The sequence below is a fragment of the Aeromonas sp. 604176 genome, from assembly GCF_049170755.1.
In the GTDB taxonomy this organism is placed as follows: Bacteria; Pseudomonadota; Gammaproteobacteria; order Enterobacterales; family Aeromonadaceae; genus Aeromonas; species Aeromonas veronii_A.
In genome coordinates, this window is sequence record NZ_JAAKNE010000039.1 from 1 (window position 1) to 25547 (window position 25547).

At 57.9% G+C, this 25547-nt stretch carries 28 protein-coding genes; 23 read left to right on the forward strand and 5 right to left on the reverse strand.

Annotated features, from left to right (window positions below; genetic code table 11):
* Positions 1 to 41: 41 nt before the first annotated feature.
* The 3 genes from G5358_RS09225 to G5358_RS09235 all read right to left on the reverse strand — a co-directional run bounded on the left by G5358_RS09225 (position 42) and on the right by G5358_RS09235 (position 1345).
* Positions 42 to 500 (reverse strand): GAF domain-containing protein, encoded by a 459-nt coding sequence (locus tag G5358_RS09225; RefSeq protein ID WP_088868948.1) that lies wholly within the window; start codon positions 498 to 500, stop codon positions 42 to 44.
* 93 nt (positions 501 to 593) lie between these two features.
* Positions 594 to 1055 carry a hypothetical protein gene (locus G5358_RS09230; protein ID WP_236345911.1) on the reverse strand — a complete coding sequence of 154 codons (462 nt, stop codon included), beginning with the start codon at positions 1053 to 1055 and terminating at the stop codon, positions 594 to 596.
* 110 nt (positions 1056 to 1165) lie between these two features.
* Complete coding sequence (locus G5358_RS09235) at positions 1166 to 1345, reverse strand: hypothetical protein (protein ID WP_148344940.1); 180 nt, start codon at positions 1343 to 1345, stop codon at positions 1166 to 1168.
* Between G5358_RS09235 and ccoN the strand changes: the two genes are divergently transcribed.
* The 11 genes from ccoN (at position 1337) to ttcA (ending at position 11580) form a co-directional block, all read left to right on the forward strand.
* The gene (gene ccoN, locus G5358_RS09240; protein ID WP_005336616.1) at positions 1337 to 2761 is read left to right on the forward strand and encodes a cytochrome-c oxidase, cbb3-type subunit I; all 1425 of its coding nucleotides are present in this window, start codon (positions 1337 to 1339) and stop codon (positions 2759 to 2761) included. The two genes, G5358_RS09235 and ccoN, sit on opposite strands and share 9 nt — an antisense overlap.
* A 16-nt stretch (positions 2762 to 2777) precedes the next feature.
* Positions 2778 to 3392: a cytochrome-c oxidase, cbb3-type subunit II gene (ccoO, locus tag G5358_RS09245; RefSeq protein ID WP_021230095.1), complete on the forward strand. Its 615-nt coding sequence runs from the start codon at positions 2778 to 2780 to the stop codon at positions 3390 to 3392.
* Between the two features lie 10 nt (positions 3393 to 3402).
* A complete protein-coding gene (locus tag G5358_RS09250; protein WP_005336620.1) occupies positions 3403 to 3582 on the forward strand; it encodes a CcoQ/FixQ family Cbb3-type cytochrome c oxidase assembly chaperone in 180 nt (59 codons plus the stop codon).
* Positions 3582 to 4565 carry a cytochrome-c oxidase, cbb3-type subunit III gene (gene ccoP / locus G5358_RS09255; protein WP_019446377.1) on the forward strand — a complete coding sequence of 328 codons (984 nt, stop codon included), beginning with the start codon at positions 3582 to 3584 and terminating at the stop codon, positions 4563 to 4565. Before G5358_RS09250 ends, ccoP begins: the two co-directional genes overlap by 1 nt.
* A gap of 140 nt (positions 4566 to 4705) precedes the next feature.
* Positions 4706 to 5206, forward strand: a complete 501-nt coding sequence (locus G5358_RS09260) for a FixH family protein (protein WP_043820362.1) — start codon at positions 4706 to 4708, stop codon at positions 5204 to 5206.
* Between the two features lie 86 nt (positions 5207 to 5292).
* The gene (locus G5358_RS09265) at positions 5293 to 7677 is read left to right on the forward strand and encodes a heavy metal translocating P-type ATPase (protein ID WP_216953566.1); all 2385 of its coding nucleotides are present in this window, start codon (positions 5293 to 5295) and stop codon (positions 7675 to 7677) included.
* A 138-nt stretch (positions 7678 to 7815) separates the two neighbouring features.
* Positions 7816 to 8004, forward strand: coding sequence for a cbb3-type cytochrome oxidase assembly protein CcoS (gene ccoS / locus G5358_RS09270; protein ID WP_081990675.1), 189 nt, complete (start codon positions 7816 to 7818; stop codon positions 8002 to 8004).
* Complete coding sequence (locus G5358_RS09275) at positions 7988 to 8674, forward strand: sulfite exporter TauE/SafE family protein (RefSeq protein ID WP_216953565.1); 687 nt, start codon at positions 7988 to 7990, stop codon at positions 8672 to 8674. Before ccoS ends, G5358_RS09275 begins: the two co-directional genes overlap by 17 nt.
* 68 nt (positions 8675 to 8742) lie before the next feature.
* Positions 8743 to 9498, forward strand: coding sequence for an FNR family transcription factor (locus G5358_RS09280; RefSeq protein WP_005336632.1), 756 nt, complete (start codon positions 8743 to 8745; stop codon positions 9496 to 9498).
* Positions 9499 to 9649: 151 nt separating this feature from the next.
* Positions 9650 to 10597, forward strand: a complete 948-nt coding sequence (gene uspE / locus G5358_RS09285; RefSeq protein ID WP_005345417.1) for a universal stress protein UspE — start codon at positions 9650 to 9652, stop codon at positions 10595 to 10597.
* Between the two features lie 74 nt (positions 10598 to 10671).
* Positions 10672 to 11580, forward strand: coding sequence for a tRNA 2-thiocytidine(32) synthetase TtcA (gene ttcA, locus G5358_RS09290; RefSeq protein ID WP_005336634.1), 909 nt, complete (start codon positions 10672 to 10674; stop codon positions 11578 to 11580).
* Positions 11581 to 11682: 102 nt separating this feature from the next.
* On the opposite strand, the gene G5358_RS09295 is transcribed toward ttcA, so the two are convergent.
* Both G5358_RS09295 and G5358_RS09300 read right to left on the reverse strand, forming a co-directional pair.
* A complete protein-coding gene (locus G5358_RS09295; protein ID WP_421323985.1) occupies positions 11683 to 12369 on the reverse strand; it encodes a DUF2987 domain-containing protein in 687 nt (228 codons plus the stop codon).
* A 16-nt stretch (positions 12370 to 12385) separates the two neighbouring features.
* Positions 12386 to 13123 carry a hypothetical protein gene (locus G5358_RS09300; protein WP_181363584.1) on the reverse strand — a complete coding sequence of 246 codons (738 nt, stop codon included), beginning with the start codon at positions 13121 to 13123 and terminating at the stop codon, positions 12386 to 12388.
* 201 nt (positions 13124 to 13324) lie between these two features.
* Between G5358_RS09300 and potA the strand changes: the two genes are divergently transcribed.
* The 12 genes from potA to G5358_RS09360 all read left to right on the forward strand — a co-directional run bounded on the left by potA (position 13325) and on the right by G5358_RS09360 (position 25510).
* A complete protein-coding gene (gene potA / locus G5358_RS09305) occupies positions 13325 to 14428 on the forward strand; it encodes a spermidine/putrescine ABC transporter ATP-binding protein PotA (RefSeq protein WP_203119152.1) in 1104 nt (367 codons plus the stop codon).
* Complete coding sequence (gene potB, locus G5358_RS09310; protein WP_019446371.1) at positions 14415 to 15302, forward strand: spermidine/putrescine ABC transporter permease PotB; 888 nt, start codon at positions 14415 to 14417, stop codon at positions 15300 to 15302. Before potA ends, potB begins: the two co-directional genes overlap by 14 nt.
* On the forward strand, positions 15299 to 16069 hold the full coding sequence (gene potC, locus G5358_RS09315) for a spermidine/putrescine ABC transporter permease PotC (protein ID WP_005336644.1): 771 nt from the start codon (positions 15299 to 15301) through the stop codon (positions 16067 to 16069). The genes potB and potC overlap by 4 nt, the downstream gene beginning before the upstream one ends.
* An 81-nt stretch (positions 16070 to 16150) precedes the next feature.
* Positions 16151 to 17218 carry an extracellular solute-binding protein gene (locus G5358_RS09320; protein ID WP_421323986.1) on the forward strand — a complete coding sequence of 356 codons (1068 nt, stop codon included), beginning with the start codon at positions 16151 to 16153 and terminating at the stop codon, positions 17216 to 17218.
* 355 nt (positions 17219 to 17573) lie between these two features.
* Positions 17574 to 18497, forward strand: a complete 924-nt coding sequence (locus G5358_RS09325; protein ID WP_421323987.1) for a hypothetical protein — start codon at positions 17574 to 17576, stop codon at positions 18495 to 18497.
* Between the two features lie 260 nt (positions 18498 to 18757).
* On the forward strand, positions 18758 to 19375 hold the full coding sequence (locus tag G5358_RS09330; protein ID WP_421323988.1) for a glutathione S-transferase family protein: 618 nt from the start codon (positions 18758 to 18760) through the stop codon (positions 19373 to 19375).
* 233 nt (positions 19376 to 19608) lie between these two features.
* Positions 19609 to 20028 carry a D-ribose pyranase gene (gene rbsD, locus G5358_RS09335; protein WP_421323989.1) on the forward strand — a complete coding sequence of 140 codons (420 nt, stop codon included), beginning with the start codon at positions 19609 to 19611 and terminating at the stop codon, positions 20026 to 20028.
* Positions 20029 to 20064: 36 nt separating this feature from the next.
* Positions 20065 to 21594: a ribose ABC transporter ATP-binding protein RbsA gene (rbsA, locus tag G5358_RS09340; RefSeq protein ID WP_005336668.1), complete on the forward strand. Its 1530-nt coding sequence runs from the start codon at positions 20065 to 20067 to the stop codon at positions 21592 to 21594.
* Positions 21591 to 22559: a ribose ABC transporter permease gene (gene rbsC, locus G5358_RS09345; protein ID WP_421323990.1), complete on the forward strand. Its 969-nt coding sequence runs from the start codon at positions 21591 to 21593 to the stop codon at positions 22557 to 22559. The genes rbsA and rbsC overlap by 4 nt, the downstream gene beginning before the upstream one ends.
* Positions 22560 to 22589: 30 nt before the next feature.
* On the forward strand, positions 22590 to 23465 hold the full coding sequence (gene rbsB / locus G5358_RS09350; RefSeq protein WP_005360585.1) for a ribose ABC transporter substrate-binding protein RbsB: 876 nt from the start codon (positions 22590 to 22592) through the stop codon (positions 23463 to 23465).
* 108 nt (positions 23466 to 23573) lie between these two features.
* Positions 23574 to 24506: a ribokinase gene (gene rbsK / locus G5358_RS09355; protein WP_421323991.1), complete on the forward strand. Its 933-nt coding sequence runs from the start codon at positions 23574 to 23576 to the stop codon at positions 24504 to 24506.
* Positions 24506 to 25510, forward strand: coding sequence for a substrate-binding domain-containing protein (locus G5358_RS09360; protein ID WP_043820137.1), 1005 nt, complete (start codon positions 24506 to 24508; stop codon positions 25508 to 25510). Before rbsK ends, G5358_RS09360 begins: the two co-directional genes overlap by 1 nt.
* The last annotated feature ends 37 nt before the right edge of the window (positions 25511 to 25547 follow it).

The window sequence follows — 25547 nt, forward strand, 5'->3', positions numbered from 1 at the left end:
ATAGAGAGCTTGGGGCCTTTTGCGAACCATCTAGCAATGACTTAGAGCATGCTTTCCAAAATTTGCACCGTTTCTTCAAGGCCAATCCGGTCTTGCTGGTCGAAACGGTTAAAAATCGGACTGTCGATATCGAGCACCCCGATGATCTCGCCACCACGACGCACCGGGATCACGATTTCCGAGTTGCTCGCGCCATCACAAGCGATGTGACCGTCGAACTGGTGGACATCGTCAATGAGCTGGGTTTTCCCCTCTGCCACTGCCGTACCACACACCCCGCGGCCGACCGGGATCCGTACGCAAGCCGGTTTGCCCTGAAATGGCCCCAATACCAGGGTCTCGCCCTGCAACAGATAAAAACCGACCCAGTTGATCTCCTCCAGCTCCTGATTAAGCAGTGCGGAGAGGTTGGCCAGATTGGCAATCAGATCGGTTTCCCCCTCCAGCAGCGCCTTGGCCTGCTGGTTGAGGGTGCGATAAAATGGTTGTTTTTCAATCATGATTAAATGAACTTCACTCCCTGATGGTTTGGGGAAGGTAACGCCTGGCCGGGAAATTTCAAATATTTTTTCCACTCCCCGCTCCTTGCGCCGTTATTCCCGGGCAACGGAAAGCGCCAATTGCTGGCGTTGGCCATTGCTCCATTCAATATTGAGCAACCAGACCATGACCGGAGAGGTACAGCTTCCTACCAGTGTTGTACCCTGCCATCCTCCCGCGACTTGTTCAAAGTTCACCGGAATGGTCCCCATAAACATATCTCGCCCTTCCAGCCAGGCTTTTAACGGCTTGATTTCCGGGTCGCCCCCTTGGATATCTATTGCAAAGTCATGTTCGGCACGTAGCGGTAACACCTTGATGGCCACCGTTAGTGGCTTGTTACCAATCAATGCGCTGCAAGGTGTGTGGGAAAGATCACAAATCTGATCTTTTGTCTGGCCAGCAGTCATGCTGTTATCGGCCGAAAACCAGGTGCGATAGGCCACCAGCGCCAATAGCAGCGCCAATACAAGTGCAAGGTGCAGTACTTTACGTGCGGTAAGTCTCTCTTTCATCAAAAACAGCCCGATTAAGATGCAATTAAAATGTTTTTTGTGATCTCGAACAAGGTAAAAAACGGCCAGAACGATACCGGACGGAACCAAATATATCACTGTTTATACTGTTATTTTACCTGTCGCTTCAGTATCATTCCCATGCAGTTTTCATTTAGCCATCTTTTGCTTTTCCTTTCGTTAACAGGCGTTAACAACTGGTTGGCGGTGGCTTGATGGAGCCAGTCCGGTTTTCCGGATAAAACATCAAACAACAGCAGCATCGGAAGCGGAATATAACGATGAGCCATACAACTAACCATCCTGAGTACAACTACACCGTTGTTCGCCAGTTTACCGTCATGACGATTGTCTGGGGAATTGTCGGCATGTCGGTTGGCGTACTGATCGCAGCCCAGTTGATCTGGCCTGCCCTCAACTTCGAAACCCCCTGGCTGACTTACAGTCGTCTGCGGCCCCTCCACACCAACGCAGTGATCTTCGCCTTTGGCGTCAGTGCCCTGATGGCCACCTCGTTCTACGTGGTACAGCGCACCTGTCAAACCAGACTGTTTGGTGGCCCGTTGGCAACCTTCGTCTTCTGGGGCTGGCAAGCCATCATTCTCTCTGCCGCCATCTCTCTGCCGCTGGGTTACACCTCCGCCAAAGAGTATGCCGAGCTGGAGTGGCCGATTGATATCGCCATCACTGTGGTATGGGTCGCCTATGCCATCGTCTTCTTCGGCACACTGATGAAGCGCACCACCTCCCACATCTATGTGGCGAACTGGTTCTTCGGCGCCTTCATCATCACCGTTGCGGTGCTGCACATTGTCAACAACATGGAAGTGCCGCTCTCCGGCATGAAGTCTTACTCCATGTACTCCGGCGCCATGGACGCCATGGTGCAGTGGTGGTATGGCCACAACGCGGTAGGCTTCCTGCTGACCGCCGGCTTCCTGGGGATGATGTACTACTTCGTGCCCAAGCAGGCCGGTCGTCCGGTTTACTCCTATCGCCTCTCCATCGTGCACTTCTGGGCGCTGATCTCCCTCTATATCTGGGCCGGTCCGCACCACCTGCACTACACCGCACTGCCTGACTGGGCTCAGTCCCTCGGGATGGTAATGTCCCTGATCCTGTTCGTCCCCTCCTGGGGCGGCATGATCAACGGCATCATGACCCTCTCCGGTGCCTGGCACAAACTGCGTTATGACCCCATCCTGCGCTTCCTGATCGTCTCCCTCTCTTTCTACGGCATGTCGACCTTCGAAGGCCCGATGATGGCGATCAAAACCGTCAACGCCCTCTCCCACTACACCGACTGGACCGTTGGTCACGTGCACTCCGGTGCGTTGGGCTGGGTTGCCATGGTCTCCATCGGTGCGGTTTACCATCTGATCCCGAACCTGTTCGGCCAGGGCCGGATGTACAGCGTCAAGCTGATCAACGTTCACTTCTGGCTGGCGACCGTGGGCACCGTGCTCTACATCGTTGCCATGTGGATTTCCGGCGTGATGCAGGGCCTGATGTGGCGTGCAGTCAACGAAGACGGCACCCTGACCTACAGCTTCGTTGAAGCGCTGCAGGCATCCTATCCCTTCTATTTCGTGCGCTTCCTGGGTGGCTGCTTCTTCGTCACCGGCATGTTGCTGATGGCTTACAACGCCTATCGCACCATCACTGCGCCCAAAGGTTCTCTGGAACCTGTCGCCCAGCCAGCATGATTGAAGAGGTCAACCCATGAGCAACAATAACCGTCACGAAATATTTGAAAAAAGCGTTCCCATGCTGGTGGTCGGCATCATCTTCGCCATCAGTCTGGGGGGCCTGGTTGAAATCACTCCGCTGTTCTTCCAGAAGCAAACCACCGAGCCGGTGGAGGGCCTCAAGCCCTACACCGCTCTGCAGATGGAAGGGCGCGACATCTTCATTCGCGAAGGCTGCACCAACTGCCACAGCCAGATGATCCGTCCGTTCCGTGCCGAAACCGAACGTTACGGTCACTACTCTGTCGCAGGTGAGAGCGTCTGGGAGCACCCCTTCCTGTGGGGCTCCAAGCGTACTGGTCCGGATCTGGCCCGTGTCGGTGGCCGCTACTCCGACGAGTGGCACAAGGTTCACCTGATCAACCCGCGCGATGTGGTACCGGAATCCAACATGCCCGCCTACCCCTGGCTTGATACCAACGTGCTGACTGGCGAGATGACAGGCAAAAAACTGGCGCTGTTCCGCGATCACTTCGGTGTGCCCTATACCGACGCCGACATTCAGGGTGCTGGCGAAGCCGTGAAGGGTAAAACCGAGCTGGATGCGCTGGTGGCCTATCTGCAATCACTGGGTCATGCCCTGAAATAAGGAGGCGAAAATGGACTACGGCACATTTCGCGGTCTGTATACCTTGCTGTTGATGGCCATCATGATTGGCATCATCGTCTGGGCCTACAGCAAACGCCGCAAGACCTCTTTCGACGAGGCTGCCAATCTGGTTTTTGCCGATGATGAGCAACCCGGTGCTGATAAAAAGAACGCAGGAGCGAAACAATAATGAGCACTCTGTTTAGCATTTTTGTGACTGTCATCAGTCTGGGAACCATCCTCGGCTGCTTCTTGCTGCTGATGTGGTGCCGCAAGGACAAGATGGGTGTTGAAGAAGGCAAATCGATGGGTCACTCCTTCGATGGCATCGAGGAGATCAACAACCCGCTGCCGAAGTGGTGGACTTACATGTTCCTCTTCTTCATCGTCACCGGTCTGGTTTATTTGATCGCCTTCCCGGGGCTTGGCAACTTCAAAGGCCTGCTGGGCTGGCAAAGTTCCAACCAGGACGTGCGCTCACTGGCCGAGTCCAAAGCTGCAACCGAATCGGCCAAGGCTGAAGGTCGCGCGGTGGAGTATGACCGTGAGGTCGCCAAGGCTGACGAGATCTACGGCGCCAAGTTCCGTGAACTCACCTACGAAGCGGATGGCAAAACCTATCGTGCCATCACCGAGATCGCCAAGGATCCGGAAGCCCTGAAAGTGGGTCAGCGTCTGTTCCTGCAGAACTGCTCCCAGTGCCACGGCTCTGACGCCCGCGGTGGTCGCGGTTTCCCGAACCTGACCGACAGCGAATGGCAATGGGGCGGCCAGCCTGATCAAATCAAGACCACCATCATGGGCGGTCGTCAGGGGATCATGGCTGCCTGGGGTGAAATCCTCGGCAAAGATGGCGTTCAGGAAGTGGCCTCCTATGTGCTGAGCCTCTCCGGTCGCAAGGTCGACCTGGTGGAAGCGAAGAAAGGTGAAGCCCGCTTCGCCATCTGCGCTGCCTGCCACGGGGCCGATGCCAAGGGCGGTGTTGCCGTCGGTGCGCCAGATCTGACCAACAACACCTGGCTCTACGGTGGCTCCCGCGAAGTGGTGGTGCAAACCATCACCCACGGTCGTCACGGCGTGATGCCAGCCTGGAAAGATATTCTGGGTGAGGACAAGGTTCACCTGCTGGCCTCCTACGTTTACAGCCTGTCTCATCAACAGTCTGCCAAATAAGGTTCGCCCGTAACGTTGTAACATGTGATAAACACGTGATTACACAGCAAAAAGCCTCGACTCCTCGAGGCTTTTTGTTATCTTGTGTTGCGTAAAAACCATCTTCCACGTTAATCATTCGTTTCATGGCAGTAGCAATCATGACCCAACCTCTATCCAAACCGTGGTATCGCCAATTCTGGCCCTGGTTTATCATCGCCCTCCCCACTGCCGCCGTTGTCGGCAGCATCGCCACCGCCATCATCGCCAGCAAGGATGGGGTCAATCTGGTGGCCGAGGACTATTACAAACAAGGGAAAGAGATCAATCAGGACTTGAGCAAGTTTGACCGCTCCGAAGCCCTCAATATCCGCTTTGGGCTGGAAGTTGACGGCAACGAGCTGACCCTCAAACCCATCAGCGGTGACATTCCTGCCGGGCAAGCTCTCTATCTCTCATTGTTCCACCCGACCTTGGCCGGTCAGGACAGCGAACACATGATCACCGCCGATGCGAGCGGCACCTATCGCCTCCATTTCGACAAGCCGCTGGTCGGCAAGTGGCATATTCGGGTCGATGCCTTTGACCACGAGTGGCGATTGCAAGAGACCGTCCAGCTGCCGACCCTGGCCCCTGTCGAACTCGACCCGAAAGGACGCTAAGCCATGACCGGCTGTTCTCACTGTGGCGAGCCGGTTCTCGCCAGCGCCCCTGCTGCTTGCATTCTGCATTCAGGGGGACATATAGCATGACCCCCTGTTTTCACTGTGGCGAGCCGGTACCCGCCAATAGTGGCTATTCCCTCGAGATAAAGGGGATTGTTCGCCCCATGTGCTGCCCCGGTTGTCAGGCGGTGGCGGAAACCATCATGGAGTGCGGCCTCGCCAGTTACTACGATCACCGCACCGCCCCCGGTACCAAGGGGGATCTGGTACCCGAGGAGCTGGCCGCCCTCACCCACTACGATCTGGCAGAAGTGCAACAGGAGTTTGTCACCGACAACGGTACCCTTCGCGAAATCCAGCTGACAGTAGAAGGGCTAACCTGCGCCGCCTGTGCCTGGCTTATCGAACGCCACCTGATGACCCTTGGTGGCCTGCGCTACATCAACGTCAACACCACCACCCACCGGGCCCGTATCAAGTGGGATCCAGACCAGCTCTCCCTGAGTGACATCCTCAAGGGATTTGCCCAGATCGGCTATCGCGCCTATCCGTTCCAGACCCATCAACAGGAAGCCCTCTACGCCAAAGAGGTGCGCAGCTATATGTTCCGGCTGGCACTGGCGGGGCTGGGCTCGATGCAGGTGATGATGTGCGCCGTGGCCCTCTACATGGATCTCTTCATCAGCGTTGAAGATGAGTTCATGGTCTACTTCAAGTGGATAAGCCTGCTGCTCTCCACCCCCATCATGATCTACTCGGCCCAGCCCTTTTACGTGGGTGCCTGGCGCAGCCTGAAACAGGGTCACCTGTCGATGGATGTGTCGGTGTCGCTGGCGCTGATCGGGGCTTTTATCGCCTCCATGTGGGCCACCGTGTTCAATACCGGTGAGGTCTATTACGACTCCATCACCATGTTCGTCTTCTTCCTGCTGCTGGGGCGCTTTCTCGAGTTGCGGGCCCGGCGCAAGGCGTCGGAGTCGAGCTCCAACCTGGCGCGACTGGTGCCCATCATGGCGACCCGCATCGATGAGGAAGGGGAACATGAGGTAGCGGCCAAGACCTTGCAGGTCGGCGATCGGGTACGTGTGCTGGCTGGCGCCACCTTGCCGGCGGATGGCATCATTGTCGAAGGGCAAGCCAGCCTCAACGAATCCATGCTGACCGGTGAACAGCTGCCCCTGCTCAAACAGCGCGGTGATCAGGTCTATGCCGGCACCATCAACACGGATGCCCCGCTGCAGATCCGGGTCAGCCACCGTATCGAAGAGTCTCGGATCGCCCAGATCATGCGGCTGCAGGATCACGCCCTCGATGATAAACCGGCCATCGCCCAGATGGCGGATCAGCTGTCGCGCCACTTTATTCTGGTGCTGCTGATCATTGCCGCCGCCGTCTGGACCTTCTGGCACTTCCATCAACCGGATCAGGCGTTCTGGGTCACCCTCGCCGTGCTGGTTGCCACCTGCCCCTGTGCCCTGTCGCTGGCCACCCCGACGGCGCTAACCTCGGCCACCGCCAATCTGACCCGCAACGGCATTCTGCTGCGCCGTGGTCATGTGCTGGACGTGCTGACCAAGGCCAACCGGATCGTGATGGACAAGACCGGTACCCTGACCACAGGTGAGATCAGTCTGACAGGCACCACCACCTTGGCAGAGATGGACGAGACGCACTGCCTCGCCATCGCCCGGGCCATGGAGGCGCAATCCGAACACCCCATTGCCCGCGCCTTCCGGCTGCCCGCCGACAGTATCAATGTGCTGCCATCCGCCCGCGAGATCACCCCGGTCATCGGTCACGGCATCACAGCGCTGGTGGATGGCGTACGCTACCGCATCGGCAGTGCCCGCTGGCTTGGGCTGGATCCGGCGCAAGAATGCGGCCGCGGTCTGGCTATCTATCTGGCCGACGAGCAGCAGGTCTTGGCCCGCTTCAATCTGGAAGATACCCTGCGCCCCGATGCCAGGGCGCTGATCGCGGCATTCAAGGCGGCAGGTCTGCAAACTACCGTGCTGACTGGTGACAGCTCTTTGCAGGCAGACGAGATTGCCCGCGAGCTGGGCGTGGATGAGCTGGTCAAGGGGGTCTCACCCGATGGCAAGCTGGCCTACCTCAAGGCCCGGGAAGCCCAGGGGGATATCAGCATCATGGTGGGCGATGGCATCAACGACGCCCCGGTACTGGCCGGAGCTCACGCCTCGTTTGCCATGGCCGGTGGCACCGATCTGGCGAAAAACAGCGCCGATGCCATCTTGCTGGCCGATGACTTGAGCCGACTGCTCGAAGCCAGAGTGCTGGCAATGCGTACCCGCAAGATCATCATCGAGAACTTCGCCTGGTCCATCGGTTACAACCTGCTGGTGCTGCCGCTGGCGGCCTGCGGCTGGCTGCCCCCCTATCTGGCGGCGGCGGGCATGTCGCTCAGCTCACTCATCGTGGTAACCAACTCCATGCGCCTCAACCGATGAGGCAGGTGGCGGAAAATAGCTGAAAATGTGGCCTGCCTCCGATGCAGGCCACATTTCTCACTGATAGCGGCTGGCCCCCAGCCCGAACAGGGTTACCATAGGGGACGCTTGCCAAGGATGAACGCCAAGGTACCTCTCATGAATATAATTTTTGTCCTGATCCCCATCGCCATCCTGTTTGTGATCATCGCCGGGGTCGTCTTCTTCTGGGCCATTCGCTCCGAACAGTTTGAAGATCTCGACCGGCAGGGTTCCAACATCCTGTTTGACGAAGAGCAACCTGCCCACAAACCCGCAAAGCCTGCTGACCATGACCCACAACCTTGATCTGGCCGGCGCCCTGCTGGTCGGACTGGCAGGCTCTGCCCACTGTATCGGCATGTGCGGTGGCGTCTCCGCCGCGCTCTCCATGGCGATCCCCGCCAACAAGCAGCACTTCTGGGGGCGGCTCGCCTATCTGCTCAACTACAACCTCGGCCGGATCCTGAGCTATGTGATTGCAGGTGCCCTGGTGGGCGGCCTGCTCGCCACCACCAGTGAGCTGGGCGCTGGCAAACACGCTATTGCCGGCTTGCGTCTCGTGGCAGCGCTATTGATGATTGCGCTTGGTCTCTATCTGGCGGGCTGGTGGCAAGGGATCTTGCTGCTGGAGCGGCTCGGCGCCAGACTTTGGACACGTATCAAACCGCTGGCGGGCAAGTTTCTCCCCTTCACCTCACCTGTGCAGGCACTGCCCTTTGGCATGGTGTGGGGTTGGCTGCCCTGCGGGCTGGTCTACTCCATGCTGACCTGGAGCGCGGCAGCCGGTTCGGCCAGTGGCGGGGCGCTCATCATGCTATTTTTTGGCCTCGGCACCCTGCCCACCCTGTTTGCGTTGGGCGGGCTCGCCGATCGCCTGAGATACTGGCTCACCCTGCGCAGTTTGCGCCTTGGCGGTGCCCTGCTGCTCATTTTGTTCGGGGTGCATACCTTCTGGATTGGCATTGCTTCCTTTTGAAACCCTATCCAAAACGGATGAGTTGATGGTAAACTTGTTTGATATAAATCAATTATTCGTATGAGCCTATGATCCCGGAAAAGAAACCTGGCAGACGTATCCAGAGCGGTGGCTGTGCAATTCATTGCCAGGATTGCAGCATCAGTCAGCTCTGTATCCCTTTCACTCTGAACGACAACGAGCTTGATCAGCTGGACAGCATCATCGAGCGCAAGAAGCCGATCCAGAAGGGTGAAGAGCTGTTCAAGGCTGGCGATGAGTTCAAATCGCTCTATGCCATCCGTTCCGGGACCATCAAGTCTTACACCATCACCGAGCAAGGGGATGAGCAGATCACCGCGTTCCACCTCGCTGGCGATCTTGTCGGTTTTGACGCCATCCACAAACAGGCACACCCCTCCTTCGCCCAGGCGCTGGAAACCGCCATGGTGTGCGAGATCCCCTTTGAAGTGCTCGACGATCTCTCCGGCAAGATGCCCAAGCTGCGCCAGCAGATCATGCGTCTGATGAGCAACGAAATCATGGGCGATCAGGAGATGATCCTGTTGCTCTCCAAGAAGAATGCCGAAGAGCGCCTCGCCGCCTTCCTGCACAATCTGTCGGTACGCTTCTCCGAGCGCGGTTTCTCCGCCAAGGAGTTCCGTCTCTCCATGACCCGTGGTGACATTGGCAACTATCTGGGATTGACTGTCGAGACCATCAGTCGTCTGCTCGGCCGTTTCCAGAAGTCCGGTCTCATCAGCGTCAAAGGCAAATACATTACCGTGCTGGATCAGGTCGCGCTGGGCATGATGGCCGGTGCCACTCGCCCGCCCTGCGGCTGATTTTTCCGCTTACCCTCCCGCTTTTCTCCTGCTTTCCCTGCCGGATCCTTTCCTCTGGAATGTGATCCGGTACGTTCCCCATACCCTCCTCCTGCGCTAAGCTGTAATGGCTAAGATTCTGCTGTCATTGGACTTTTCCAAGGAGGAGAAGATGGTCAAATATCAGAATATTCTGGTGGTTATCAATCCAGAAGAGGAGCGTCAAATCGCCCTCGAACGGGCAGTCAAAGTCGCCGAGCTGGACGAAAACGCCCATCTGACCCTGCTGCTCACCATCTATGACTTCTCGTATGAAATGACCGCCATGCTCTCGGTGGACGAGCGGCAAGAGATGCGCGACGGCGTCATTTCACAGCGACGTGAGTGGCTGGACGAGATCCTGACCCCTTATCGGGCACAGGGGATCGAGTGCGAAGTGAAAGTAGTCTGGCACAATCGTCCCTTCGAGTGCGTCATTCAGGAAGTGCTGGAGCAGCGCCACGATCTGGTGGTCAAAGCCACTCATCATCACAGCTTCCTGCAAACCTTCATCTTTACCCCCACCGACTGGCACCTGCTGCGCAAATGCCCCTGTCCGGTGCTGCTGGTCAAGGAGGGTCACTGGCAACGGGGCGGCAATATCATCGCCGCCATCAACTGCTCAAGCGACGATCCGGATCAGAAACTGCTCAACGAACGGATCACCCAGGAGGGAAGCGACATCGCCGAGCTGCTGGGCTCCAATCTCTATCTGGTCAACACCTACCCCGGCACCCCGGTCAACGTGGCCATCGAGCTGCCGGAGTTTGATCCCAACGCTTACAACGAGGCGATCCGCAAACACCACGAAAGCCTGCTGCTCAGCCATGCCGACAAGTTCGGGATCGGTCATCTCTGGACCCGGGTAGCAGAGGGGCTACCGGAAGAGGTGTTGCCGGATATGGCCGAAGAGCTCAAGGCGACCTTGATGATCATGGGCTGCGTCGGGCGTACCGGTCTTTCTGCAGCTTTGCTCGGCAATACTGCCGAACATGTGATTGACCGCCTCTCCTGCGACATCCTGATCCTCAAACCGGCGGACTACAGCTGCCCGGTCGACAGTCGTCGCAATCAATCATAAGGTGCCTGGCACCTTGCCCTCCCCCGGGACATGGCTATAATAACGCGCTTATTTGTGTCCCGGGTTTTACGAGCATGCTAGAAGAGCTGAACGCCAAAGAAAAATACAGTTTTAACAAACTGCAGAAGCGCCTGCGGCGCAACGTGGGTCAGGCCATTGCCGACTTCAACATGATTGAAGAGGGCGACAAGGTCATGGTCTGCCTCTCCGGCGGCAAGGACAGCTTCGGTATGCTCGACATACTGATGAGCCTCAAAGCCAGCGCCCCCATCCATTTCGATCTGGTTGCCGTCAACCTGGATCAGAAGCAGCCCGGTTTCCCCGAGCATGTGCTGCCCGAGTATCTGGATTCCCTCGGCATCGAGTACAAGATCGTCGAGGAAGATACCTACTCCATCGTCAAAGAGAAGGTACCGGAAGGAAAAACCACCTGCTCTCTGTGCTCACGGCTGCGCCGCGGTATTCTCTACCGCACCGCCCAAGAGCTGGGTTGCACCAAGATTGCCCTTGGCCACCACCGCGATGACATCCTCGAGACCCTGTTCCTCAACATGTTCTACGGTGGCAAGCTCAAGTCCATGCCGCCCAAGCTGGTGAGCGACGATGGCAAGAACGTGGTGATCCGCCCGCTGGCCTACTGCAAAGAGAAGGATCTGATCCGCTACGCCGACGTCAAAGCCTTCCCCATCATTCCGTGCAACCTGTGCGGCTCGCAGGAGAACCTGCAGCGTCAAGCCATCAAGCAGATGATGCAGGATTGGGATCGCCGCTTCCCCGGTCGTATCGAAACCATGTTCACCGCCATTCAGGACGTGATCCCGAGCCACCTGCTCGACCACAAGCTGTTTGACTTCAAGAGCATCAACCGCGACTCCGGCATCATAGATGGCGGTGACAAGGCGTTTGATCCGCCCGAGATGCCAAAGGCGCCGCTGCTGGACATCGACGAGATGGACATGCTGGATGTGATTGAAGTGCGCTAAGGCGCGCTCACAGGGCAAACGCCACGCAATAAAAAAGGAGCGATCATCGCTCCTTTTTGCTTTCTGGATTGGCCTGTCACTGCGGTGACAGCGCGACCGATCTCATCCTTTATGTAGCCAGGGGGTCAGGCGCAACACGTCGCCCTGCAAGCGCAGTTGCCCAGTGGCGAACGCGGCCAGTTGCTCATTGCTCAGCAGCAGGTGGCCTTCCTCCCAGGGCAGCGCCTCCTGACGGGCACCATCAATCAGATAAGCTGTTCCGCTCTGCTGCACCAGGGTAATGCGTACCCCTTCCATCTTCGGCAGGAAGTGCTTGCCGACCATGCCCGCCATCTTGTCGAGCAACGACTGCATCTGCTGCTGACGGGCCGCCAGCTCCGCCAGCGGCAGTTCGGGGCCATTCGGCGCGTCGGCCATCACCTGTACCGTCATATCGCAAGTGGCGTGCTCTTCTTTCAGTCCGACGGTCACGATCCCCTTGTCGAGGTTGATATCCTCGTCAAAAGGGAGGCGCAGTTCGCTATCGACCGTTACCTCGCCCGCGACCTCCTTGCTGTCGGTTGCAACCCGGGCAAAGGTGAGGCCGCAGCGCTGACCATTTTGCGGATCGGTCAGATAAAACCCCAGTCTGGCGTGACCAAACTCCCCTTTGGCAAAGGTCTTCATCTGGCTGTAGAAGGTGCTGTATTGCAGATCCAGCACCGGCTCAGCCAGCGCCAGCCCTGGCAGCAAGAGCGTGGCCAGCAGACTCTGGCGCAAAACCTTGGTCACTCCATATCGACGGGTCATTCAACGTCCTTTTGCATCATGCATTGAAATGGTTGGGGCCTTCTGTCACCTCGTTAACCTCTACCCCCACCCCGCAGAGATCCCGATAGAGGATCCCCTTGCAGTTGAAATAGAGCGGTGCCACCCAGATAAGCCCCAACCCCATGGGGATCAAAGCCAGGAAGAAGAGCGCGGTCATCACGCCGTGGAACAGCACAATGCTGGGCCAGCCGCGTGCAAAGAGCTTGAGAGAGACCAGAATGGCCTGGGGCGGCGTCAGGCCACGCTCCAGCACCAGTGGGACGGTAAAGAGCAGCCCCATGCCGATCAGGGCCGAGGGAATGAAAGAGAGCACGGCGGGCAAACCCAGCAGATCGAATAGCGGGCCAAACAGGCTGGTGAGCAGACTGCCAAGCAGGCTCAACATGCCGAGGCGTACAAAGTGGCGGAAGAAGTCGAACACCTGGTTGGCACGGGCACGCACCCCGACCGACTGTTGCAACCCCAGCATATCGAGGGAGCTGGTCATGGGGGCCATCACCACCGTCATCAGCAGGCTCAGCACCATGGCCACATTCATCTGGTTGTCATCCCCCAGATAGGGCAACAGCAGCACATTGCTAAGCAGGATCCAGATCGCCGTCACCCCGACAATCGCCAGCAGCAGGCCAAATCCGGTACGGCGGGTCTGTTGCCATCCCTCCTGGATGACCCCTTTCAGATCAAGGCGGTAGCCCTGGTTCAGAGACTGCTCAAGGGAGCCGCCAATACGCATTTTATTACTCAATTGACTATCCAATATCGAAAACGACCAAATCAGGTGGCACATTATAGCGATTTGGTCTGCTATTCGTAGCCGTTTTTCCTGCGCACTTGCGGCTAATTCGGGCCAAAAAGCCTTTAATTTCATGTGTCGGCTGCATAGAATGCGGCCCTCTTTCAACACGATGGCCACTGGCTGGGGTGAGACTGGCGGATGATGAACAATCCACAGGTAATTGTCGCGCTGAACAAGATCAGCAAAAAATACGATGGCAAGGTGATCCTGAGTGACCTTGACCTTGAAATCTATGACGGTGAATTTCTTACCCTGCTGGGCCCTTCCGGCTGTGGCAAGACCACCCTGCTGCGCCTGCTGGCCGGGCTTGAATCGGTCGATGGTGGCACCATCCATCTGGCCGGTGACGAGATCACCCATATCCCCGCCGAACACAGGCACATCAACACCGTGTTCCAGAGCTATGCGCTCTTCCCCCATATGACGGTGTTTGAAAACGTCGCCTTTGGCCTCGAGATGCAGAAAGTACCGGCCAGCGAGATCCGCCAGCGGGTTGAGGAGACCCTCGCCATGGTGCAGCTCACCGAGCTGGCCAACCGCCGCCCGGATCAGCTCTCCGGCGGCCAGCAGCAACGGGTCGCCATCGCCCGCGCCGTGGTCAACAAGCCCCGCCTGCTGCTACTCGACGAATCCCTCTCGGCGCTCGACTACAAGCTGCGCAAGCAGATGCAGAGCGAGCTCAAGGCGCTACAGCGTCGCCTTGGCATCACCTTTGTCTTCGTCACCCATGATCAGGAAGAGGCGCTCACCATGTCTGATCGCATCCTGGTGATGGAGGGCGGCAAGATCATCCAGCGCGGCACCCCGCGCGATATCTACGAATCGCCAGCCAACCTGTTCGTGGCCCGCTTTATCGGCGAGATCAATGTGATGGATGGCAAGCTGATCAGCCAGCGCGAACCCGGTATCTGGCAGGCCGAGGTGGAGGGGCGCGAATGCCTGCTCCATACCACCCTGCCATTCCAGCCAGACGACAAGGTACTGGTGCTGCTGCGCCCGGAAGATCTGCGCATCCTCGATCAGGATGACGATCAGAGCAGTGCGCTGCGGGGCAATATCCGCGAGCGCAACTACAAGGGGGCGACGCTGGATTCGGTGATCGAGCTCGAAAGCGGCAAACAACTGCTTATCTCCGAGTTCTTCGACGAGGATGACCCCGATTTTGACTACCGTCTGGGTCAGGAGGTGGCGATCCACTGGGTTGACAGCTGGGAGGTGGTGCTGCCCTATGAGCCTCACTAATCTGCGGGTAGCGCACAGCTTTGCCCACAATGGCTTTCGCAACGGGGCCATCGCGCTGATCCTGGGCTGGCTGACGCTGTTTGTCTTCCTGCCCAACCTGATGATCATCGGTGTCAGCTTCCTCACGCGCGATGAGTCCGAGCTTATCGCGCCGCTCTTTACCCTGAGCAACTATGGCCGCCTGCTAGACCCCCTCTATTTCGAGGTGCTGCTCCACTCCCTCTGGCTGGCGCTGCTCGCCACCGCCATCTGCTTGCTGGTGGGTTACCCCTTTGCCTGGCTGCTGGCCCATCTGCCAGCGCGTATCCGCCCGCTGCTGCTGTTTCTGGTGGTGGTGCCGTTCTGGACCAACTCCCTGATCCGCACCTATGCGCTGAAAGTGCTGCTCGGCACCCGGGGGCTGATCAATGGCTGGCTGCTGGATCTGGGGCTTATCGAGCGGCCGCTGCAGATGATGTATACCGAGGTGGCCGTCATCATCGGGCTGGTCTATGTGCTGCTCCCCTTTATGGTGCTGCCGCTTTACTCCAGCATCGAGAAGCTGGATGGCCGTTTACTGGAGGCGGCACGGGATCTTGGCGCCAACGGCTGGCAGCGACTGGTGCGGATCATTTTGCCCCTCACTCTGCCCGGCATCATCGCCGGTTGTCTGCTGGTGTTCCTGCCCGCCATGGGGATGTTCTATGTCTCCGATCTGCTGGGGGGCGCCAAACATCTGCTTATCGGCAACCTGATCAAGACCCAGTTCCTCAACAGCCGTGACTGGCCCTTTGGCGCCGCCATCAGCGTGATGCTGACGGTGCTGATGGCGCTGTTGGTCTACTGCTACTGGCGGGCGGGCAAGCTGCTCAGCAAGAAGGGGGAGCTGGCATGATGCGCGCACTGAAGGCTCTGTTCTTGCTGCTGGTGTTTGGCTATCTCTATGTACCCATCGGGGTGCTGATCGCCAACTCCTTCAACCTGTCGAAATATGGTATCGACTGGCGCGGCTTTACTCTTGGCTGGTATGAGAAGCTGTTTGCCAGCGCCAGCCTGATGCAGGCGGCCCAACACTCCCTGACCATCGCAGCCCTCACCGCCACCGCCGCCACCCTGATCGGCACCCTCACCGCCGTGGCGCTGTTTCGCTACCGCTTTCGCGGCAAGCAGTACGTGAGCGGCATGCTGTTCGTGGTGATGATGTCCCCCGATATCGTGATGGCTATTTCGCTCCTGACCCTGTTTGTGGTCACCGGCATTGCGCTGGGCTTCTGGTCGCTGCTGATCGCCCACATCACCTTCTGTCTGCCGTTCGTGGTGATCACCGTCTACTCGCGGCTGTGCGGTTTTGATGTGCGGATGCTGGAAGCCGCGCGGGATCTGGGGGCTGGCGAGTGGATCATCCTGCGCCGCATCATACTGCCGCTGGCCCTGCCGGCGGTGATGGCAGGCTGGCTGCTCTCCTTTACCCTGTCGCTGGACGACGTGGTGGTGAGCTCCTTTGTTACCGGCCCGGCCTACGAGATCCTGCCGCTCAAGATCTACTCCATGGTCAAGGTGGGGGTCTCCCCCGAGGTCAACGCCCTGGCCACCCTGATGCTGGTCGCCTCCCTCGGGATGGTGCTGCTGGCACAACTGTTACTGCGTAAACGGCAGGGTTGACCCTGCCCGTTTCGTCCCCGCCATCTTTGGCGAACTCTGTCACGGTGGGCCGCAAGGCCCCATAACCCCAAGGAGTTGTTGATGACAATCCAACACCAGGCCGGCGCCCTGCTGGCAGCCGCCCTCACCCTCACCACCCCGCTGCTGAGCCAGAGCGCTCACGCGGCCGACGACAAGGTGGTCTACTTCTACAACTGGTCGGAATATGTGCCGGATGGCCTGCTGGAGCAGTTCCAGCAAGAGACCGGCATCAAGGTGATCTACTCCACCTACGAATCCAACGAGACCCTCTACGCCAAGCTGAAAACCCATGGCGACGGCTATGACGTGGTGGTGCCCAGCACCTATTTCATCTCGAAAATGGCCAAAGAGGGAATGCTGCAGCCGCTGGATCGCGCCCAGCTGCCCAACTTCAAGCACCTCGACCCTACCCTGCTCAACCACGAGTACGACCCGGACAACCGCTACTCCATCCCCTATATCTGGGGTGCGACCGGGATCGGCACCAACACCGACATCATCGAGCAGCCGGTCACCAGCTGGAAGCAGCTCTGGGCACCTGAGTGGAAAGAGAGCCTGCTGCTGATGGACGATGCCCGCGAGGTGTTCCATATCGCGCTGGTGCAGCTGGGCTACAGCCCCAACACCCAGGACAAGGCGCAGATCGCCGAAGCGTTCGAATACCTGAAAAAGCTGATGCCCAACGTCAAGGCGTTCAACTCCGACAACCCGGCCGACCCCTTTATCGCCGGTGAGGTCAATATCGGCATGCTGTGGAACGGCTCGGCCTACGGCGCCCAGCGCGAATATCCCTCCATACAGATGACCTACCCCGAAGAGGGTGCGGTACTCTGGATGGATAACCTCGCCATCCCGGCCAAGGCCAAGCATGTCAAAGAGGCCCACGCCCTGATCAACTTCCTGATGCGCCCCGATGTGGCCGCCAAGGTGGCCGAGGCAATTGGCTACCCCACCCCGGTCAAGGATGCCATTCCCCTGCTCACCCCGGCGTTTCGCAACAACCCCATGGTCTTCCCGAGTGACGAGATCAAGCGCAAGGGGGAGTTCCAGTCCGATGTGGGAGATGCCTCCCGCCTCTACGAGCAGTATTTCCTGCAGCTTAAAGCCATGGTGGCCAAGGCCGGTTAAGTCGGCGGTTAATCGGCCCTCTGACGGGCTTAATGGATAAAGGGGGCAATATTTGCCCCCTTCTCTTTTTCACCACCAGCCCCTTTTCTCAACGCAACAATCCTTGTAAGTCCCCCTAGGCAGCCAGCTGCATAAAAAATTTTAGGGATGCAATCAGTGAATATGGCTCACTCCATTCAGATTCAGAGTTGCCCCATTGTGGAGATATGGGCACAATAGGTGCATTTATTAGGAATAATGGTGCAGTATTTTCAAAGCAGCTAACGTCCGATTATGCTTCGCTAATCGAACCCACGGTCTTAGCAGGACATGCCGTGCAGACCGATTTATTTAGGTGTTTAAAGGGGAGAGTTTTGTGACGGAATGCGATTATGTTGATGGTAAGCCTTTTTATGATAAAGATTGGTGTGCTTATGATGAAATATACATAAACTTCACAATCCAATATACACAATTGATGCTGGGATATGTAATAAACAAAGGAGTTTTTTCTTCTTTTCCATACAATTTACCACCGTACCATCTGTTTCCAACTTTAGGGCTGAAAGCTAAAGTTTTGAGAGATGAAATGATTCGCAGAGGATTAGATACGACAACAATAGACGCAGAATTTACTAATGACATTCTCGAATCATTGAATAACTATACTATAGAAAATATGACGAATGAGCAGCAACTTGTAAGTGCTCTTTTTAATTCGTTTATGTCAATGAGCAGATATGGGTTAAAAATGGGAGAGCATACATTCCCTGATTTTGAAAACATTCACATTGCTCAAAACTTAATTTCAATTTGTTCAATATCTGAGGGTTTCATTGTTTCTAGCTTGTCTTATTTGATGCTTAAAAGCAAAATACCTCTAAATAATCAACATCCCAAAGAGAAAATTAAAACAAATGATCACGAGACCATCGACAAGATGGTTTTCAATCTGACAAAAGGTTCGTTTGTTAAAAACTTAGAAGCTATAGAACATGCTTTAGACATTGTTATTGGACTGGAACAAAAATTCAAAAATAAATTGCAAGACCTATTCCTTATAAGGAATCTATATGTTCATAACAATGGCATTGTTAATGGACATTTTAGAAAAATGACTAATAACTACAAAGAAGCTGTCCAAGGAGCTAAGCTATTACTAAACGAGAATGAGGTTGAAGATATGTTGGATACCTTAACCGATACTGTGTATCGGTTTTATAAAATAACATCTTTAACTTGTTTAAATAAACAGGAAAAACAGCTGGTAAAAGGGGCAACCCCCATGGTCTATGCGTAAGAAGGAAAAGGCCCCACCCGCAATATATATACAAATCAAGTTACCCCCTAGTTCGTGGTTTGAATGAATGCCTTAAGGTATGGATAACTACAAGACGGCAATAGTCGATTAATTCTGCGCTTTTTCATTACCCCTTAGGGGTGTAGATTGGTTGTGGGGGCAAACGTTGCCCCCTCTCTTTTTTCATGACCCCTCGAGGTATCACGGAAAACACGTTTTTCGCCGATATCGCGGGTGGCCTGAGCCAATCAGGAGTATTCATGTCCGATCTGACCCTCTATTTCGCTCCCGGCACCTGTGCCATGGCCGTGCAGATTGCCCTGCTGGAAGCGAATGCCCCGTTCCAACCCCGTCTCGTCAACCTCGCCGCAGGAGAGCAGCGTGATCCTGCGTATCTTGCCATCAACCCCAAAGGGCGGGTGCCTGCCCTTGTCACCGAGCAGGGCACCCTGACCGAGACCCCGGCACTGCTGCTCTATGTGGCGCAGCGCTTCCCCGCAGCCAAGCTGGCGCCGCTGGACAACCCGTTCCTGCTGGCCCGCATGCAGGAGGTCAACAGCTTCCTCGCCTCCACTGTGCATGTCTCCCACGCCCACGGCCGCCGTGGCAGCCGCTGGGCCGATGACGAGCAGGCCATTGCCGCCATGCAGCAGAAAGTCGCCAGCAATATGCGCGATGGCTTTGCCCAGATTGAGCAGCACTATCTGGCAGGCCCCTGGGTACTCTGCGAGCAGTTCAGCGTGGCGGATATCTATCTGTTCGTGGTCTCGGGCTGGCTGAAAAGCGATGGGGTCGAGATCAGTGAATTCCCCAAGGTTGCCGATCATTATCAGCGCATGCTGAGCCGTTCGTCGGTCGCCAAGGCACTGGCCAACTAACCATAAAATCAATAGCTCGATGAATAACAAGGGTGCCAGGGCTCTTATGACACCCTTCCTGCCTCCTCCCCTGCACTTCTTCTCCCGCCTTTGAGATCGTTTTCACATTTCCGTGGTTTTGCCGTGGCCCTTCCTTAGTAAAAAGCCTATCTTTGCGCCATGACGCAACCGGTTGCGTAACCGGTTGCCTAGCGGTTCACAGATTGACGGGCCAAGGCCTGATGAGGTGCTGTATGAAACGAGGCGTACTGCTCAATGCTCCCCTGAGTGCTCTGGTGGCACAGATGGGCCACACCGACGAGATCACCGTCTGCGATGCAGGCTTGCCCATTCCGGCAGGTCCGGAGCGGGTCGATCTGGCGCTGATGGCGGGGACGCCCAGTCTTGAAACCGTACTGACCGCCCTGCTCACCGATCTGGTTGTGGAGAAAGTGATCATGGCAAGCGAGATCAAGCAGATCAGCCCCGCCGCCCATCAGGCGCTGGTCGATCAGCTTGAGGCCCACGCAGCCGCCCAGGGCAAGCCCATCGCCATCGAATACTGCCTGCACGAGGAGTTCAAAACCCGCTCCCGCCAGAGCAAGGCCATCGTGCGCAGCGGCGAGGTGACTCCCTACGCCAACCTGATCCTCTGCGCCGGTGTGGCGTTCTGACATTCTTCAAAGAAGGCCTCTTCAAGGAAGCTGCAAATGAGCACAACCTCCCCCCTCTCACCCATTCTGGAGCTGACCGGGATCGTCAAGACCTTCCCCGGTGTTCGCGCCCTCGACGAAGCGGGTCTGCGGGTCTATCCGGGCCAGGTGATGGCCCTGCTCGGTGAAAATGGTGCCGGCAAATCCACCCTGATGAAGGTGCTGACCGGTATCTATCAGGCCGATGCGGGCAGCGTCAGCTATCGCGGTCAACCGGTTCACTTCAAGGGCCCCCGTGACTCCCAGGATCAGGGGATCAGCATCATCCATCAGGAGCTGAACCTGCTGCCGGAGTTGTCGATCGCCGCCAACATCTTCCTCGGTCGCGAACCCCGTACCCGTTTTGGCAGCATCGACCACAAACAGCTGCGCGAGCGGGCGAGCGGTCTGCTGGCGCGACTTGGCGTCAAACATGGGCCGGATACCCGACTCGGAGATCTCTCCATCGGCGAACAGCAGATGGTGGAGATCGCCAAGGCGCTGTCGTTCGATGCCAGCGTCATCATCATGGATGAACCCACCGATGCGCTGACCGATACCGAGACTGAGCAGCTGTTCAAGGTTATCCGCGAGCTGCGTGAGCAGGGTTGCGGCATCGTCTATATCTCCCACCGCCTCAAGGAGATCTTCGAGATCTGCGATCGGGTCACTGTGCTGCGCGATGGCAAGTGGATCGGCGAGAAGGCGGTGAGCGATCTGGATGAAGACAAGATCATCGAGATGATGGTGGGGCGCCGGCTGGAAGAGCAGTATCCGCGCCTTGAGCGCGAGCTTGGACCCGTCAGCCTGCAGGTGAAAGATCTGGCCGGTCCCGGCGTGCGCGGGGTGAGCTTCTCCCTGCGTCAGGGTGAAATTCTGGGCTTTAGCGGCCTGATGGGCTCCGGCCGTACCGAACTGATGAAGCTGATCTACGGCGCCAGCCCCATCAGCGCCGGTGAAGTGGCAGTGGACGGTCATGCTCTGGTGCCCAAAAGCCCGGCCGACGGGTTGGCCGCAGGCATCGCCTATATCTCCGAGGATCGCAAAGGCGATGGGCTGGTGCTGGAGCTGTCGGTGCGCGAAAACATGAGTCTGTGCGCCCTCGACGAGTTCATCAGCAACGGCAAGATCGACGGCAAGGCCGAGCGGCAGGCGGTGAGCGACTATGTGCGCCTGTTCAACATCAAGACCCCGAGTCAGGATCAGCTGATAAAGCTGCTCTCCGGCGGCAACCAGCAGAAGGTGGCCATCGCCAAGGGGCTGTTGACCCGGCCCAAGGTACTGATCCTCGACGAGCCGACCCGCGGCGTCGACGTGGGGGCGAAAAAGGAAATTTATCAGCTGATCAACCAGTTCAAGAAGGAGGGGATGAGCATCATTCTGGTCTCCTCCGAGATGCCGGAAGTGCTCGGCATGAGTGATCGCATCATGGTGATGCACGAAGGGCGCATCAGCGCAGAGTTCAACACCCGCGATGCCAATCAGGAGAAGCTGATGGCGGCGGCAGTCGGTAAACAGTGGCAAGCAGAGCAAGAGGCATCCCAATGACAACCCAAACCCTTTCCCGCCGTGGCGTCATGAGCAAGGCGTGGTGGATCGAGAACAAATCCCTGGTCGCGCTGCTGGTCCTGATTTGTGTGGTCTCCTTTCTGAGCCCCAACTTCTTCACCGCCGACAACCTCCTCAACATCCTGCGCCAGACCTCGGTCAACGCCATCATGGCGGTCGGCATGACGCTGGTTATCCTTACCGCCGGTATCGATCTGTCGGTCGGCTCTGTGCTCGCCCTGTGCGGCGCGCTGGCCGCCACCATGGTCGCCATGGAGCTCCCCATCTGGCTGGTGGTGCCCCTCACTCTGGGTGCCGGTGCCCTGCTGGGCGGCGTCAGCGGCCTCATCATTGCCAAGGGCAAGGTACAGGCATTTATCGCCACCCTGGTCACCATGACCGCTCTGCGTGGTATCACCATGGTCTATACCGAGGGCCGCCCCATCTCCACCGGTTTCAGTGACGGCGCCGATCACTTTGCCTGGCTCGGTACCGGTTACCTGTTCGGTCTGCCGGTGCCCATCTGGCTGATGGCCATCGTCTTCCTGCTCGCCTGGTTCATGCTCAACCACACCCGTCTCGGTCGCTACATCTACGCGCTAGGCGGTAACGAGTCTGCCACCCGCCTCTCCGGTATCAATGTGGATCGGGTGAAGCTGGCGGTGTATGGTCTGTGCGGCGCGCTCTCGGCACTGGCAGGGCTTATCGTTACCTCTCGCCTCTCCTCTGCCCAGCCGACGGCGGGCATGGGTTACGAGCTGGATGCCATCGCCGCGGTGGTGCTGGGTGGTACCAGCCTGATGGGCGGCAAGGGCCGCATCATGGGTACCCTGATAGGTGCCTTGATCATCGGCTTCCTGAATAACGCCCTCAACCTGCTCGACGTATCCTCCTATTACCAGATGATCGCCAAGGCCAGCGTGATCTTGCTTGCCGTGATGATCGATAACAAAAGCAATCGTTGATAAGACAAGCCACACACAAGGAATGAAATGATGAAAAAGCTCAATACCCTGCTCGCTGCCGCCATCATGTCCGTGCTGGGCACTGCCCAGGCCGCCGATCAAACCCTGGCCATGGTGGTCTCCACCCTCAACAACCCCTTCTTCGTCACCATGAAAGAGGGTGCCGAAGCCAAAGCCAAAGAGCTTGGCTACGAGCTGGTGGTACTGGACTCCCAGAATGACCCGGCCAAAGAGCTCTCCAACATGGAAGATCTCACCGTACGCAAGGTCGGCGCCATCCTGATCAACCCCACCGACTCCGAAGCGGTCGGCAACGCCATTCGTCTGGCCAACCGTGCCAGCATTCCGGTACTGACTCTGGACCGCGGCGCCGCGCAGGGTGAGGTCAAGGCTCACATTGCCTCCGACAACGTGGCGGGCGGCAAGCTGGCCGGTGACTTCATCACCGAGAAACTGGGTACCGGTGCCAAGGTGATCCAGCTGGAAGGGATTGCCGGTACCTCCGCCGCCCGCGACCGTGGTGAAGGCTTTGCCCTGGCCGTTGCGGCCAACAAACTGCAGGTGCTGGCTTCCCAGCCTGCCGACTTTGACCGCACCAAGGGTCTGAACGTCATGGAAAACCTGCTGGCTGCCCACCCGACCGTTCAAGCCGTCTTTGCCCAGAACGACGAGATGGCGCTGGGTGCCATCCGCGCGGTACAAGCTGCCGGTAAAGAGGTAATGATCGTCGGCTTCGACGGCACTGACGATGGCAAAGCCGCCGTAGCCAAGGGTAAACTGGCCGCCACCGTGGCCCAGCAGCCTGCCCTGATCGGTGCCATCGGCGTCGAGACTGCCGACAAGGTGCTGAAAGGTCAGCCGGTCGAGAAATCCATTCCGGTACCGCTGCAAGTGGTCAGCAAGTAAGTGCTCGAGGGGAGGTTCGCCTCCCCTTTTCCCTCTCGTTCAGGTGCCTCCCGGCTTGAACTCACTCAGTCATCGTGTTCAAGCCAAGATGCATCAGGAGTAGTCAACATGAATCGTCTCGTCGTTCTGGGCAGTGTCAATGCAGACCATGTGCTGCGCGTTCCCCACTTTCCTCGCCCGGGTGAAACCCTGACCGGCCACAGCTATCAGGTTGTCCCGGGTGGCAAGGGGGCCAATCAGGCGGTTGCGGCCGCCCGCCTCGGCGCCCCCGTCTCCTTTATCGCCCGCATCGGTGATGATGCCATCGGCCACCAGATGAAGAGCGGTTTTGCCAAAGACGGCATCGACGTGAGCGCCGTCGAGCTCGATCCCAAGCTCCCGACCGGTATCGCCATCATCTATGTGAGCGATGAGGGGGAGAACAGTATCGGCATCTCAGCCGAAGCCAACGGGGCCATCACTCCGGCTGTGGTGAAAAACCACGAAGCCATGATCGCCGACGCCCACACCCTGCTGTTGCAACTGGAAGTGCCGCTGGAGAGCGTCCATGAAGCTGCACGGCTGGCTCGCGCCCACGGCACCCGGGTGGTGCTCAACCCCGCCCCCGCCCGCCCGCTCTCAAGCGAACTGCTGGCGCTGGTCGACCTTATCACCCCCAACCAGACCGAGGCCGAGCTGTTGACCGGCGTCAAAGTCACCGACGAAGCGAGTGCCCGCGAGGCGTCCGCCCGTTTCCACCAGATGGGGATTGCGGATGTGATGATCACCCTGGGGTCGCAGGGGGTCTATTGCAGCAACGCCCAGCAGCAACAGCTGATCCCGGGCTTTCGGGTCAAGGCGGTGGATACCACTGCCGCGGGCGATACCTTCAACGGCGCCCTGCTGGCGGCGGAACTGGCGGGTGCCGATTTCCACAGCGCGGTGCGCTTTGCCCACGGGGCGGCGGCGCTCTCCGTCACCCGGTTCGGCGCCCAGAGCTCCATCCCGAGCAAGCAGGAGGTAGACACCTTCCTGCTTGAGCAGACTGCACAGGGGCACTGATGGCCAATATCAAGGAGGTGGCGGCGAGGGCCCAGGTCTCCACCACCACCGTCTCCCACGTCATCAACGAGACCCGTTTCGTGGCCGAGGAGACCCGCGAGCGGGTCTTCGCCGCCATGCGCGATCTCAACTACGCCCCGAGTCTGGTGGCCCGCAGCCTCAAGGTGAAGGAGACCAACAGTATCGGCATGTTGGTCACTACCTCCAGCAACCCCTTCTTTGCCGAAGTGGTGCGCGGGGTGGAGCGTTACTGCTTCGAGCAGGGCTACAACCTGATGCTGGGCAACACCGAGGGTCAGGCCGAGACCGCCCTCTCCTACCTCAAGATGATGCTGCGCAAGCGGGTCGATGGCCTGCTCATCATGTGTAGCGAAGGCCAACAAGAGGTGTTCAATCAGCTCGACTGGCTCAAGAGCCTGCCGGTGGTGGTGATGGATTGGGGGCTGGTCAGCGAGGATGTGGATCTTATCGCCGACAACTCCTTCCACGGTGGTTATCTCGCGACGCGCCATCTGATTGAGCTGGGCCATACCGCCATCGGCTGCATCACAGGCCCCCACAGCCGCGCCCCCGCCAACCAGCGCCAAGCTGGCTTTGAACAGGCGTTGCAGGAGGCGGGTCTCACGATCAATCAAGAGTGGATCCAGGAGGGTGATTTTGACTGCGCCAGCGGCCATCAGGCGATGACCCGTCTACTGGCATTGCCCGAGCGTCCCACCGCCCTCTTTGTCTGCAACGACATGATGGCGATGGGGGCCATCAGTGCCGCCCATCAGGCCGGGCTGGTGATCCCGCGGGATATCTCCATCGTTGGCTATGACAATGTGGCACTGGCAGAATTTATGTCGCCGCCGCTCACCACCGTCAACCAGCCCAAAGAGGAGCTGGGGCGCCTCGCCGTCACCCGCCTGCTGGCCCGCATCAACGGCGAAGCGGTGGAGAACCACCTGATCACCGTCGACCCGGACCTGGTGATCAGGCAATCCTGCGCCCCTCGCCCCTGATTTTCAGGGGCAATAAAAGAACAAGGCGACCCCGAGG